Below are 12,812 nucleotides of genomic sequence, written 5' to 3'. Positions count from 1 at the left end.
TTCGCGCCCCAGCGGGAGCAAGCTCCCTCGCCACAACTGCGGATGTGCCTGAAACATCGGCTTAAGTGAACAGCATTGCCGTCTTGTGCGGGCGTTGTTGCATCTGGGGCTTTGTCTATCACTCACCTGTTCAAGGTGCGGGCGCCAACGCCAGCTCGGCTCGCCCAGTCTTCGGCACCTCGGCGGGACTTGCGCAAGCGACAAAATCCTCCTTGCGCAGTAGCACCAGTGCGATCAGCGATACCACGCCCGTGCCGATGTAAAAGTACCAGGGCGAGGTAATGTCGCCGGTTACCTTGATCAGCCAGGTAGAAATCAGCGGTGCGCTACCGCCAAATACCGCCACCGGAATGTTGTACGCCACCGCGATGCCGGTGGAGCGGATTCGCGTGGGCAACAACTCGCTCATCAATGCGTAAGTCGACGAGGCATACAGGCCGAACAAAATCGCCACCGTCATCAACGGATAGATAAACGAAGCCGGCGTCGCCGTGGGTGCCGATTTGAACAGCCAGTACATCGCCAAAGTGGCCAGGGTGCCGACCACCAGCAAAAACGGTTTGCGCCCGTATTTATCGGTGAACGCGCCGCCGAACGGCATGACCACTGCGGCCGAGAGGCTGGCGACGAAGACGTAGAGCAAGGTCGTGCCGCTGTCGAACTTGAGGATGCTCGACATGTAGGTCGAGGCGAAGGTCAGCACCAGATAGAAGATCGAGCTGTGCAGGGTAATGATGAAGAACACCAGGGCAATCGCCCGTTTCCACTGCCAGACTTCTCGCAGAGGAGCTTTGGAGGTTTCCCCTGCGCGCTGCAGCGCGAGGAACTCGGGACTGTCTTCGAGCTTCAGGCGGATATACATCGAGATCAGGCCCAGCGGCGCCGCTATCAGGAACGGAATGCGCCAGCCCCAGGCTTGCATCAGGTCAGCGCCCATCACCCAGGTCATGCCGTTGGCCACCGCACCGCCCAGCAACAGGCCGAGCACCGCTGTCACCATCAACCAGCACGTCGCAAATCCGCGTCGCCCGGGCCCAGCGTACTCGGAGATGAAGCTGGTGATGGTGCCGATCTCGCCACCGGCCGAGAAGCCTTGCACACAGCGGATCAGCACCAGAAGAATCGGTGCTGCGATACCCAGCGTGGCATAGGTCGGCAACAGCCCGAGCAGAACGGTAGAGCCGGCCATCATCACCAGCACCGTGATCAGGGTTTTGCGCCGACCGATCTTGTCCGCCAGCGGACCGAAGAACAGCCCCCCCAGCGGACGGATGAAAAAGCTCAAGGCAAAAGCCGCAAAACTGGCGAGCAGGCTGCTGGTCGGGTCGTCGGATACGAAGAACGCCTTGCCGATATAGACGGCGAGAAAACCATAAACGCCGTAGTCGTACCACTCGATCAGGTGGCCGGACGTTGCACCGATAAACGCCCGGCGCCGTTGCCGGGCCGGGTTTTTCTGTTGAATGCCCACGAGAGGGACTCCTGTCTGATTTCTATCCATGGAAAACACAACTCAAGGAACTGCAGTGCCGCTCGCGGCCTCCTTCAACCAGAGGCGCAAGTCGGTCTTGAGAATCTTGCCGTAACTGTTCTTGGGCAGCTCTGTGCGAAACACATACTTCTTTGGCTTTTTGAACGACGCCATGCGTTCGATGAACCAGGCATTGAGCAAAGACTCGTCGAGCACCCCGGCACTGCGGGGGACGACAAACGCTACCACCGATTCCCCCCACTGCACATCCGGCTCGCCGACCACGCAGACTTCAAATACTTCAGGGTGTTGCGCCAGCACTTCCTCGACTTCCCGCGGGTACACGTTGCAGCCTCCGGAAATGATCACATCCTTGGAGCGATCGGTCAGCGTCAGATATCCCGCGCAATCAAGAAAACCGATGTCGCCGGTCAATAGCCAGCCATCCACCAAGGTCTGGCGAGTCGCGGCGTCGTTGCGCCAGTAGCCCTGCATGACGGTGGATCCGCGCACGGCGATTTCCCCCGGCTGGCCGGGCGGCAACGGCCGGTGCTCAGGGTCCAGAATCCTGATTTCCACGCACGAATGTGCTCGCCCCACGGAAGCGGCCAGCAAGGCCCAGTCGGGACGGTTGCGATCGGCAATCAGTTCTCGCGACAAGGCGCTGATCGTCATCGGGCTCTCGCCCTGACCGTAGATCTGCACCAGCCGTGCACCAAAGGTCTCGACCGCGTCTTGCAGATCCGCCAGGTACATCGGCGCACCACCGTAGACGATGGTTTTTATCCCGTCGCCGCCATAGCCTTGACGACGGGCCTGCTCAACCATGCGCTTGACCATGGTCGGTGCGGCGAACAGGGTGATATTGCGCAGCCCGCTCGCCAACTCGAACAGCTCGTCGGCCTTGAAGCCACGGGATTCGGGGACCACATGGCGAGCACCGCAACGCACATGGATAAAGTTGTAGAGACCGGCGCCATGGGACATTGGGGCCGCGTAGACCACCGCGTCATCCGGGCTGACCGGATCAACGTCGAGCGGATAACACAGCGACATGGCCGTCAGGTTGCCATGAGAGAGCATCACCCCTTTGGATCGCCCGGTGGTGCCGGAGGTGTAGAACAGCCAGGCAAGGTGATCGGCATCACGAGAACGGGGATCTTCCAACGTCGTTACATCGACCGAAGCGCACGCCAGACTGGCCGCTGCATTCAGCTCTCGACAGTCCTGCGGCAACGCCTCGGGCAAGAACACCTTGCCGCCATCGGTTAAAATCAGCCGGGCTTGCGCATTGTCGACGATCCAGCCGGCTTCAGCAGGGTGCAGCTTGCAGTTGATCGGCACCACTACCGCGCCCACCCACCAGACGGCATAAAGCAGTTCGAGGTATTCGCAACTGTTCTTCATGAACAGCGCGACACGGTCGCCGGGCGCAATACCGTGCTCGTTTATAAGTTGCGCTGCACGGCTACGGACACGGACGGCAAACGTGGCGTAGTCGGCGACTTGCCGCTGCCCCTCGAACAACGCTGGACGCTCTGGCCAGCGTCGGCCGGCGTCGTTCAACCAGTTAGCAATATTCATGTTCAAGCCCTGCGTGCCTGAAGCACCGAAGCATAGTTGGCGACCGCCATGCCGCCCATGTTGAACAGCAGACCGAACTCGGGATTCGGCACAGCCAGGCCAATCGGCTCGCCAGTCAGCTGCCGAAAGGCCATTGCGTGCATCGACACTCCCGTGGCGCCCACCGGATGCCCCTTGGCCTTGAGCCCGCCCGACAGGTTCACCGGCAGACGTCCACCCGCCCGCACGATACCGTCATCCAGCGCCCGATGGCCCTCGCCTTTGGGCGTCAGGCCCATGGCTTCGTAGATCAGCAATTCGGCGATGGTGAAGCAGTCATGGACCTCGGCAAAGCTCAGGTCGGCCAAGGTGATATTGGCCCCGCGCAGGGCCGAAAGGATCGCGCGCTGCGGGCCTTCAAACGCGAGAATGTCGCGCTGGGCAATCGGCAGGAAATCGTTGACCTGTGTCGCCGAGCGAATCAGTACGTCACGCCGAAACCGCCTGGCGCGCTTGGACGAGGCCAGCACAATGGCCGCAGCCCCGTCGCTGATCAGCGAGCAATCGGTCAGGCGCAACGACTCCGCCACATACGGATTGCTCTTGGACACGTTGTTGCAGTGTTCGAAATCCATCACCCGGTGCATCTGCGCCAAGGGGTTGGCCATGGCATTGGAGTGGTTCTTGGTGGCGATAGCGGCCATCGATGCCATCGGGCACTGGTAGCGGTCACGGTACTGTTGCGCGGCCAGGCCGAACAGCTGCGGAAAACTGAGCCCGGCCTCTTCGACATCGTTCTGATAACCGGCCCCGGCCAGGGCCTTGGTGACATCGGCCGTGGAGTTGGAGGTCATCTTCTCGGCGCCCACGACCAACACCAGTTCAGCTGAACCTGAGCGGATCGCGTTGATCCCCGCGTGAATCGCCGCCGAACCCGAAGCGCAGGCGTTTTCGCAACGGGTCGCGGGCTTGAAGCGCAAGCCAGGGTCAGCTTGCAGCATCAACGAGGCGGGAAAACCATCCGCAACCATGCCCGAGTTGAAATGCCCGAGGAACATCGCGTCGATGGCTGAGGCGTCGATGGCGGCGTCTTCCAGGGCTTCGCGGGTGACCTGAACGATCAGGTCTTCCAATGTGGAACCGTCCAGACGGCCAAATCGAGAGTGCGCGGCAGCGACGATGGATACGGAATCATGGGGCATGGTTATTTTCTTCTGTGCTTGGATCAGGCATTCCCTACAATGACCTACCGCCCGGATCGCTCGCTAGTTCGTACAACTACGTACATGAATAAGTAAGCGCTCTGATACAAAGCGTCGTCAGTACCGGATTTAATCGAGGCAGGATGCCCAATGACCGTCTTCGCACATCAACTGAAAGACCTTGAGCGCCTGGCATTCAAGGTGTCGCCCGCCCCGCAACTCATCACCGGCAACCGCGTGATGCTCGACTGCAACGAGGCATTTCTGGAACTGTTCGGCTACCAGCGCGAAGAGCTTCTGGGTCATCTGACCCTGCTGATCTATCCCTCCCAGGCGGACTACAAAGCCATCGGCAATCGCAGCCAGACCTGGTTGCGCAACAGCCAGAGCGGCTCCTATTCCGACGAACGCTTCATGCAACACAAAAGCGGCGAAGTGTTCTGGGCCAGGTCGCACGGTTATAGCTTGACCCCCGACGATCCGTTCAAACTGATGGTCTGGCACTTCGAACGCATGGACCGGCCGCACCACGCCACGGTCAATCTCACACCCCGCGAACGCGAAATCTCGATGCACATCGTCAATGGCCTGACCTGCAAGGAAGTGGCCAAAAAACTGGCAATTTCCCACCGAACCGTGGAAGTCCACCGCGCCCGCCTGATGAAAAAACTGCAGGCCAAGAACAGCGCGGAGTTGGTGTCGAAGATTATTTTTGTGAGTTGATCAACAAGCACTGCCACACGGGCCTTAGCGTTGATTGCCGAGCAAGCTGATCGGGGACGCAGGAAAAGGTATCCGATTCACGTCTCGATCCTTTCCCCGCCCCCTTTGCGTTTCAGCACTTCTTCGCCTGCTCTTTCGCCTGCGCCCACACACGCTCTTCCTGCTCACGCAGCTCCGGTGTGAACTCCGCGCCGAAGTCCTCGGCCTCGAACACCTGGCGAATTTCGATCTCGGCCTCTGTACCCGGCATCGGGTTGGGGCAGCGTTTGACCCAGTCGATGGCTTCCTGCTTCGACTTCACCTGCCACAGCCAGTAGCCGGCAATCAGTTCCTTGGTTTCGGCGAACGGGCCGTCGATCACCGTGCGTTTTTCGCCAGAGAAACGCACACGGGTGCCTTTGCTGCTGGGGTGCAGGCCTTCGCCGCCGAGGAGGATGCCGGCCTTGACCAGCTCTTCGTTGTAGTTGCCCATCGCGGTCAACAATTCCTGGGTGGGCATCACGCCGGCTTCGGAATCCTTGCTGGCTTTTATAATGATCATGAATCGCATCGTCGTCTCTCCGTTGGATGTGAACTACTCACTACCTTGTCGAACGGTAGCGCCGCAAATCGACAGCCCTTCATTTTTTATTGCCACGTCGCCAAAGAGTCCTAGGACATTTCCCGCGAACTGCGGCGTCGTTGATGAACTGGAAAGCCTCTCGCCGTGAAGATACCTTTGAATCGTCGCTGCAAATGAGCGACCGGTTGTGACAGGCCGTAAAAGTGTAGGCCTCTCGAGACTACCGGAGTTCCACCATGAAAAAGATCCCCCTCAATCTCCCCGAGAAAACCACGACTCCTGTAAGCAATCTCTTCACCCTCCTCCCCGACATCGACACCGAAACCCTGCTGATCCACACAAGCGAAACCCTCGCCTCGCTCAACGTCATGACCAGCGACCTGGCCTTCCAGCTCGAAGACTCGCGTCGCAACGTGGCGTTGGCGATTCAGCAGTTGATCGTGCTGGGCGAACTGCTGGTGAACCGGGCGCTGGAGCACTTCGACACACCGGATGCTGTGCACGAACCTCAACCCGCCGCTCACCACTGAGTCGTCACGTTCTGCTTATGAATGGAGGTTCTGCCATGGCTCGATACATGCCCATCACCGGCATCGACTGCACCGTCGCATCCCTGTTGATCGACACCGAAGCGCCACTCGACGTGCTGCATGAAACAGCCGCCTACCGAATCCGTACCGCGACCCAATTGCTGGAGATCGTCGCCACCGGCGAGGGAATTCACAGTGAACTGGCGCGCGCGTTGGTGGTTTCACTGCGCGATGGTTGTGATTTGCTGGACGTCGTTGGGCGACGATTGCAGGCGCAGGTTTTGTCGGCGTGAGGAAAATGGTGGCCCTCGCGGGCCACTTTCTCGCAATTGAGTTAACCCGTGCGCGGCTCACAATAAGCCTCTGACTCAACAGAAGGTTTCACTTTCCGTAACTTGCCGTTGAGCCCAAAGCACATTGATCTCGACTGCAATCACAAGAAAAGTCCCCCTGAAGATTTTTCATCTCAACCGACCGGATATGAAAGGTTTTGCCCATATCATCCGTGTTGACCGTAACGTAATGAAAGTTATAGGCACCTCTGCGCCACAGTCCCTGCTCAAGTGTCACACCACACGGCCGACAACAGCCGTGGCGATCTGCTGCGTCACCGGTCTATTCATTCAATTGGGGTATCAAGGATGTACAAGAAAATCACGGGCGTTCTTTACCTGCTGTTAAGCGGCTGCTCGCTGTTCCCGCATAGCAAGGACGATTTGTTGAGCACAGGCATCGCGAGCCCGGAATATTGCTTGGCGCAGGGCCGTGAGCAGGTCGAGGAGCGAGTTCAGGCGTATCTGAATCATTGCTTTCACCCACAAAATATCGCCCTGCCTAACGGTGGAATCATCGTCAATTCGATCAGGCTGAAAGTGGATAAAACTGCAGAAAACACCGACATGGTTCTGTTTGGACCAACCATTTACGGCGATCAGTACTATATGAACATCGTCGTCTCGGAAAAGAACACTAACTGTAAGACGACAATGACAGCTGTCGCTTCCGGTTGGAGTTTCCAGCGAAACTTCGAAAAACTGGTTGAAAGTGCCAAAGGTGAAGACCCTTGGTGCCCCCTCTGATTGTCGGGCTCATCCGTCGGCAAAACCACTGCCCAATACCACTAAACCCCAACCGGGGGGCCTCCTGACTGTAGTGGTCTAATTTCCCCCGGACACCTCGATAGGTGGAAAATGTATCTATCGAGGAGTTTTTCATGACCGACAAACGCAGAATATTCGACGACAGCTTCAAGCGGGATGTCGTTGGGCGACGATTGCAGGCGCAGGTTTTGTCGTCGTGAAACCGTGACGCCACTGCGGGACAAATTCCCGCAGAGTGCGACTGATATAGCGTGGATTTCAGCGTTGAGTGAAGAAGGTGGATGGGCCGTTATCTCGCAGGACAAATTTACCAAAGGCGATATTGAGAAAAGAGCCTTTCGTGAATGCGGCCTTCCCATTTTCTGCTTAGCCAGACATTGGGGGAATGAACCTTACTGGAGCAAAGCTCACAATCTGGTGCGGTGGTGGCCGGCAATCCTGATCCAGGCAGATCTGATAAGCACAGGCGCAGCATTCCGTGTACCTTGGAAGTTCGCGACTCATGGAAAACTTGATCAGATAAAAATCTAAAGCCCAACCCTACACCGGACTTTTTTATTTCAGAGCGGTCCTGCCCCCCCACCATCGCTTCACCCCCAACGTCCCCACAATCCCCACGACAATAGAGGCCAATGGCAAGGTCGAGGTCAAATTCAGCGTCGGGAATACCAGCAAAATCTGTGAGTCGTTGCCGCCGAGCATCATCGAGGCGCCAATGCCCATCAGCACCCCGGCCAATAAGTGCACGCATGCCTTCGACAGGTTGAACGGCTGGTAGCTGAAGGTCTTGCGGCGCAGGGTGAAGCTGAGCATGCCCACCAGCAACATCACGAACACCACGACGCGCTGGCCGGTGAGGGTCGTTTGTTCGGGCATCCAGAACAGCTGTGACAGGTGGTAGAAGAACACGCTGGGCGTCCATTGCGGTTCGAAGGTGTACAGCGCGCTGGTCAGCGCCCCCAGCAGCATGCTGGAGAACACCAGATGTTTGTCACCGTGAACATAGGCCAGAAACAGCAACGCCATCAGCACCACACCCAGGGTGAGCAGGTAGTGGCTGCTGGAGATTTCGGGCATCAGCAGGATTCTATGCTCGGGCAACATGTTGAGCCGATGCCAGAGCACAATCCCCAGCACCCAGCCGACAATCGTAAAGGCTTTATTGAGATTGCCGCAGGTAAGTTTGGTCAGGGTGCTGACGCTGCAACCGTCGTTGAGCACCGAGGCGACGCCAAATAACAGTCCCCCACCGATCAGCAACGGATACCCGACTTCTGGCGTGAACAACGGCTGGTTGATGCCGAAATAGCGATAAAGCGGCGCCAGCAGCAGGCCAAACAACCCGCAGGACACCAGTGCCACGAACAAGGTGGGTCGACGTTTGAGCATTAAAGCGCTGGCTTTGACCAGGCACATGCCCATCCGCTGCGAAACCCAGCCAATCCAGAATGCCAGCAACCACGCGATCAGCAACGAAAGCACACGCCTCCTAACACCTCGGCAAGCCCATCGATGGGTTAAAGACTAGTCGGCTTTTCAGTGGGCTCGCCAAGGCGACAACTAGGCCATCGTATCGACCCGCTCGATATTGTCAGCCAACGCAAAGACTGGCTAACAGCGGGATTCCTGCTAGCTTTCAAGCGAGTCCTACACTTCGCCCAGCGGCGCCTTTCCTGTCTGCGCCAGTCTTTCAGCCCACCTCGAAAGGGACCTCATGACCACCCTCAAAGACCGTCTGAAGCAGGGCAAGGATGCGCGCAAGCAGTGCTCGCGCAATGCTCAGGCGCTGCTCGGCAAGACTGATCGCGACCCACTCCCCTTGATCAAGGCCTCCAGTGCAGGGCGAATCCGTTCGCTGAACGAGTTGCGCTTCGGGCGCATGCTGGTTTCGCCTTTCGCCTTCTATCGTGGCAACGCTCTGCTCCATGCCCACGACCTGTCCGGGACGCCGGACATGGGCCTGCATTCAACCATTTGCGGCGACTGTCACCTGATGAACTTCGGTGGTTTTGGCACGCCGGAACGCAACCTGCTGTTCAGCGTCAACGACTTCGATGAAGCTCACCCGGGTCCATGGGAGTGGGACCTGAAACGGCTGGTGACGAGCTTCCTGGTCGCCATTCGCGACCTGCGCCACGTTGCGTCAGTGGAGGAAGACATCTGTCGCCGTGTGGTCTCAGCCTATCGAGAGAGCATGGCCGAATGCGCCGAACAGAGTGCCCTGGAAATCTGGTACGACGCCCTCGGTTACAACGAATTGCTCAAACAGGAACCCTCCACCAGCACGCTGGAGCATGTGAAAAACGCCATTAACAAAGCCGAGCATCGCACCCACGCGGAACTGCTGCCCAAGATATGTGAGCGCGATAAACACGGCCGCTTGCTGATCCGTGATGATCTGCCACATATCTTCCATCTGCACAAAGACTCCACGCTACTGGACGCCAATGATGACTGGATGCGCGTGGACGATTGGCGGCCACCATACGACAGCCTCATGCACGATTACCGAGCCACGCTGATGGGCGATCGTCGTGATTTGCTGGCGCGCTTCCAGGTCCAGGACCTGGCATTCAAAGTCGTTGGGGTGGGCAGCGTCGGGACACGCTGCCTGGTTGCTCTGCTGACCGACGACCAGGAGCGACCGCTGTTTTTGCAGCTCAAGGAAGCACGCCGTTCGGTGATTGCCGATTACGTCAAAGCCAAATCGCGGATACGCCATGACGGCCAGCGCGTGGTTGAAGGCCAGCGCCTTATGCAGTCGGCCAGCGATCTGTTCCTCGGTTGGACCACCAGCCCCAATGGCCAGCACTTCTATGTGCGCCAGCTACGGGACATGAAAATATCGGCGGAGCTGGAAACCTTCGATGCCGAAACGTTTTCCGCGTATGGCCACATCTGTGGCAAAGCCCTGGCTCGAGCCCATGCCAAAGCCAGCGGACAAGCTGCACAAATCAGCGGTTACATTGGCAAGAGCGAGGTCATGGCCAATGCCCTGTTCAAGTACGCCAAGGCCTATTCCGACCAGAACGAGCGCGACTTCGAACGCTTTCAACGAGCCTGCCGCAAAGGCAAACTACAGGCCCGTTCGGAAACTGATTTTGCCGCTGATCATCTGCCTTAGGTGCGCACCTCAATCAATGCAAAGGGTGACCGACCCGGTTCTACTGAGCTATAAACCGGCCGGCCTTGCCCATGATGTTTCCAATTCACATTTTGTTAAGAAGTGGCCTCGTATACTTACGAGTCCTGTTTTACTCTCGGCCCTCATCCTTCGGTAGCCTGATGCCTATGTCACGCCCTGCCCCACTCCTGTTGCTACTTACCTGCCTGCTGTTCTTCTTCGCCCTTGGCAATCACCAGTTACAAGGTTCCACCGAACCCCGCGTTGCCGGGATTGCGATGGAAATGCACCTGGATAACGACTGGGTGACTCCGCGCCTGTTCGGTCAGCCCTTTCTGGAAAAACCACCGCTGAGCCTTTGGCTCGATGCCGGAGCGATCCGTGCGTTTGGTGGCACGCCATTGGCCGTGCGCCTGGCCTCGGCCTTCGCCGGGTTGTTCAGCGTGATGCTGCTGTACACCATGCTGCGCCGATTTGGCCGTCCAACGACCATCGCCTGGGTTGCCGGGATCATGCTGGCGACCATGGCCAGTTACTGGGGCAACGTTCGCGGTGTTGGCGAAGATGCACTGCTGAGCCTGGGCGTAACCCTGGCGCTGCTGTCGTTCTATCAGGCTCATCGCCAACATGCCGAACAGCGCGCAGCCTTGGGTAGCTGGCTGCTCTTCGCTGTCGGCATCGCCATCGCCACGTTGAGCAAAGGTGTGCTGGGTCTGGCAATGCCGGGGGTGGTGATCTTCGCCTACCTGCTGGCCGAAAGCCTGATCGACAAACGCTTCAGCCTGCCGCGCTGGATGGGGCCGGCACTGGCGACCCTGCTCGGGCTGATCCCTTTGGTGATCTGGCTGTTCATGCTCTATCAGCGCGGTGGCTCGCAGGCACTGGCCGAAGTGCTCCTGACCAACAGCGTCGGGCGCTTCAACGGCTCGTTCGTTGAAGCCGGCCACTACGAGCCGTTCTATTACTACCTGGCCAAACTGCCGGAAGCCTTCCTGCCGTGGAACATCCTGGTGTACCTGGGGTTGTGGCATTTCCGTAAGAGCCTGGTGAACAATCGCTACCTGCTGTTTTTTACGCTGTGGCTGCTCGCCCAGTTCTTCATGCTGACCCTCGCGTCGAGCAAGCGCACGGTGTACCTGATGTCGCTGACGCCGGCCGCCGCCGTACTGGCCGCAGAATATGCGACAGTGCTATACGAGCGCTTGCGCAAGCACACCGAAGCATCAACTTTGCTCGGCAAAATCGCCCGCAATCGTCGCGGTATCGCAATCGGCATCATCAGCGTGCTGTTCGTCAGTTATCTGGCCGCGGCCCAATGGATCGTCCCGCGTGCTGACCGCAAACTGTCGTTCCTGCCATTGACCGAGCAAATCCAGACCATGCAGGCCAACGGACAAGAAGTTGCGCTGTATCAGGCGAACGAACGGACTGCCGGGGCAACGGTGTTCTACACCCACACCCTGCTCAAGGACTTGCAGACCGAAGCCGAGCTGACGGCATTTCTCGCCGCCTCTCCCACGCATGTGGCGCTGATTGCCGCCGAGACTGAGCCCAAGGCCCCGTTGAAGGTACTGAAGAAAATGCTGGTGGGGCGTCAGGATTACTATTTCGTCGCACAGTAAAACGGCCAGCAAAAAAAACGGCACCTGATGCAGGTGCCGTTTTTTATTGCCTGGCAAAAGTAGCCTGGGAGGATCAACCCGCCGGGCTATTTGATATCGACTGATTGCCAGTCAGAGGCTTCGATCAGCCCCAGCAGTTTCGGCTGGGTTTGCGCGGTATCCAGCGTAAAAAATAGCGACGCGCCATACCCAGGGGTCGATGCTGGCAACTTCAGTTCTTTTTCCAGATCCGCCATGCACTCGCTGTGGGTGACCAGCACCAGGTTACGGCCGGCGACCTTGTGCGCCAGCACGTCACGCAGCATCGTGCCTTTGCAGTTGAAGAGCCAATCCTGGGCACTGCCGAGCGTATTGAACATATAGCGCGACGTTTGCGTGGTCCGCGTCAACGGACTGTTGTAGATGTCGGTGTTAGTCAGGCCCAGGTGAGCGAATTGCGAACCTATCCCGACAGCCACCGCACGCGCGCGTTCGGTAATGCCATCGGCACTGTCCAGGCAAGGGGCAGTGGAGTGGTCGCATCGCTCAACGTGACGGATCAGCACAATCGTATCGCCCTTGGCCCAACTGGCCGCCAGGGCCTTGTCCCCGGCAATGTTGCCGTGGGCCAGGTCCGCCGGACCGACTGGGCGCAGCAGCCAGAATGCCAACGCGATAACAAAGAGTGATGCCAGTAGTGCAAGGGCAATGTATTTAGCGCGAGTGAGCCCACCCCGGTTCAGTGAACGCTTGATACCCGCAAAACCCAATCTTGACTCCACCTTCACACTGCCTCGGACACACGAATACCCAATTGTACGGGCAACATTAAAAGTCGATGCGTAAGTACCCAGTGAAATGAATGTGAAAAAATGCTCAACCGACAAGCATGCCCCGTATTTTCTTGTTACGAAAAACGTTTCAGCTATCGCGCCT

General features: G+C 58.2%; 13 protein-coding genes. 7 read left to right on the top strand and 6 right to left on the bottom strand.

Annotated features, from left to right (window positions below; genetic code table 11):
* Positions 1–130: 130 nt before the first annotated feature.
* The 3 genes from AC1RJ3_RS28195 to AC1RJ3_RS28185 are packed head-to-tail and all read right to left on the bottom strand — an operon-like array spanning position 131 to position 4,236.
* Positions 131–1,501 (bottom strand): MFS transporter, encoded by a 1,371-nt coding sequence (locus AC1RJ3_RS28195; protein ID WP_493081724.1) that lies wholly within the window; start codon positions 1,499–1,501, stop codon positions 131–133.
* A 12-nt stretch (positions 1,502–1,513) separates the two neighbouring features.
* A complete protein-coding gene (locus AC1RJ3_RS28190; RefSeq protein ID WP_493081722.1) occupies positions 1,514–3,055 on the bottom strand; it encodes a class I adenylate-forming enzyme family protein in 1,542 nt (513 codons plus the stop codon).
* A 2-nt stretch (positions 3,056–3,057) separates the two neighbouring features.
* Positions 3,058–4,236 carry an acetyl-CoA acetyltransferase gene (locus AC1RJ3_RS28185; RefSeq protein WP_493081720.1) on the bottom strand — a complete coding sequence of 393 codons (1,179 nt, stop codon included), beginning with the start codon at positions 4,234–4,236 and terminating at the stop codon, positions 3,058–3,060.
* A 150-nt stretch (positions 4,237–4,386) separates the two neighbouring features.
* On the opposite strand from AC1RJ3_RS28185, the gene AC1RJ3_RS28180 reads away from it, so the two are divergent.
* Positions 4,387–4,959, top strand: a complete 573-nt coding sequence (locus AC1RJ3_RS28180; protein WP_054594093.1) for a LuxR C-terminal-related transcriptional regulator — start codon at positions 4,387–4,389, stop codon at positions 4,957–4,959.
* Between the two features lie 112 nt (positions 4,960–5,071).
* Here the strand turns inward: AC1RJ3_RS28180 and AC1RJ3_RS28175 are convergent, their stop codons facing one another.
* Positions 5,072–5,509 carry a YciI family protein gene (locus AC1RJ3_RS28175; RefSeq protein WP_489111804.1) on the bottom strand — a complete coding sequence of 146 codons (438 nt, stop codon included), beginning with the start codon at positions 5,507–5,509 and terminating at the stop codon, positions 5,072–5,074.
* A gap of 248 nt (positions 5,510–5,757) precedes the next feature.
* Here AC1RJ3_RS28175 and AC1RJ3_RS28170 point away from each other — a divergent pair, with 248 nt between their 5' ends.
* From AC1RJ3_RS28170 to AC1RJ3_RS28155, 4 genes are all read left to right on the top strand, one after another.
* Positions 5,758–6,051: a DUF6124 family protein gene (locus tag AC1RJ3_RS28170; RefSeq protein WP_493081717.1), complete on the top strand. Its 294-nt coding sequence runs from the start codon at positions 5,758–5,760 to the stop codon at positions 6,049–6,051.
* Between the two features lie 35 nt (positions 6,052–6,086).
* Positions 6,087–6,344, top strand: a complete 258-nt coding sequence (locus tag AC1RJ3_RS28165; protein ID WP_493081715.1) for a hypothetical protein — start codon at positions 6,087–6,089, stop codon at positions 6,342–6,344.
* 348 nt (positions 6,345–6,692) lie between these two features.
* Positions 6,693–7,130, top strand: coding sequence for a hypothetical protein (locus tag AC1RJ3_RS28160; RefSeq protein WP_493081713.1), 438 nt, complete (start codon positions 6,693–6,695; stop codon positions 7,128–7,130).
* Between the two features lie 177 nt (positions 7,131–7,307).
* Entirely contained in the window at positions 7,308–7,682 is a 375-nt protein-coding gene (locus AC1RJ3_RS28155; RefSeq protein ID WP_493081711.1) for a PIN-like domain-containing protein, read from the top strand.
* A 24-nt stretch (positions 7,683–7,706) separates the two neighbouring features.
* On the opposite strand, the gene AC1RJ3_RS28150 is transcribed toward AC1RJ3_RS28155, so the two are convergent.
* Entirely contained in the window at positions 7,707–8,633 is a 927-nt protein-coding gene (locus AC1RJ3_RS28150) for a YeeE/YedE thiosulfate transporter family protein (RefSeq protein WP_493081709.1), read from the bottom strand.
* Positions 8,634–8,865: 232 nt separating this feature from the next.
* Between AC1RJ3_RS28150 and AC1RJ3_RS28145 the strand changes: the two genes are divergently transcribed.
* Positions 8,866–10,275 carry a DUF2252 domain-containing protein gene (locus tag AC1RJ3_RS28145; protein ID WP_493081707.1) on the top strand — a complete coding sequence of 470 codons (1,410 nt, stop codon included), beginning with the start codon at positions 8,866–8,868 and terminating at the stop codon, positions 10,273–10,275.
* Positions 10,276–10,442: 167 nt separating this feature from the next.
* On the top strand, positions 10,443–11,897 hold the full coding sequence (locus AC1RJ3_RS28140; protein ID WP_054594102.1) for an ArnT family glycosyltransferase: 1,455 nt from the start codon (positions 10,443–10,445) through the stop codon (positions 11,895–11,897).
* Between the two features lie 86 nt (positions 11,898–11,983).
* Here AC1RJ3_RS28140 and pmrG read toward each other — a convergent pair whose 3' ends face one another.
* Positions 11,984–12,658: a lipopolysaccharide core heptose(II)-phosphate phosphatase PmrG gene (gene pmrG, locus AC1RJ3_RS28135; protein ID WP_347928050.1), complete on the bottom strand. Its 675-nt coding sequence runs from the start codon at positions 12,656–12,658 to the stop codon at positions 11,984–11,986.
* Between the last annotated feature and the right edge of the window lie 154 nt (positions 12,659–12,812).

Source organism: Pseudomonas sp. GW822-FHT04C11, from assembly GCF_058800905.1.
This window is presented reverse-complemented; position numbering and strand designations above follow the sequence as displayed.

Excerpts from the sequence above, each read along its gene's own strand:
- AC1RJ3_RS28185 (WP_493081720.1), bottom strand. The coding sequence starts at position 4,236 with ATGCCCCATGATTCCGTATCCATCGTCGCTGCCGCGCACTCTCGATTT.
- AC1RJ3_RS28180 (WP_054594093.1), top strand. The coding sequence starts at position 4,387 with ATGACCGTCTTCGCACATCAACTGAAAGACCTTGAGCGCCTGGCATTC.
- AC1RJ3_RS28155 (WP_493081711.1), top strand. The coding sequence starts at position 7,308 with ATGTCGTTGGGCGACGATTGCAGGCGCAGGTTTTGTCGTCGTGAAACC.
- AC1RJ3_RS28160 (WP_493081713.1), top strand. The coding sequence starts at position 6,693 with ATGTACAAGAAAATCACGGGCGTTCTTTACCTGCTGTTAAGCGGCTGC.
- AC1RJ3_RS28190 (WP_493081722.1), bottom strand. The coding sequence starts at position 3,055 with ATGAATATTGCTAACTGGTTGAACGACGCCGGCCGACGCTGGCCAGAG.
- AC1RJ3_RS28140 (WP_054594102.1), top strand. The coding sequence starts at position 10,443 with ATGTCACGCCCTGCCCCACTCCTGTTGCTACTTACCTGCCTGCTGTTC.
- AC1RJ3_RS28175 (WP_489111804.1), bottom strand. The coding sequence starts at position 5,509 with ATGCGATTCATGATCATTATAAAAGCCAGCAAGGATTCCGAAGCCGGC.
- AC1RJ3_RS28145 (WP_493081707.1), top strand. The coding sequence starts at position 8,866 with ATGACCACCCTCAAAGACCGTCTGAAGCAGGGCAAGGATGCGCGCAAG.
- AC1RJ3_RS28170 (WP_493081717.1), top strand. The coding sequence starts at position 5,758 with ATGAAAAAGATCCCCCTCAATCTCCCCGAGAAAACCACGACTCCTGTA.
- AC1RJ3_RS28165 (WP_493081715.1), top strand. The coding sequence starts at position 6,087 with ATGGCTCGATACATGCCCATCACCGGCATCGACTGCACCGTCGCATCC.
- AC1RJ3_RS28195 (WP_493081724.1), bottom strand. The coding sequence starts at position 1,501 with ATGGATAGAAATCAGACAGGAGTCCCTCTCGTGGGCATTCAACAGAAA.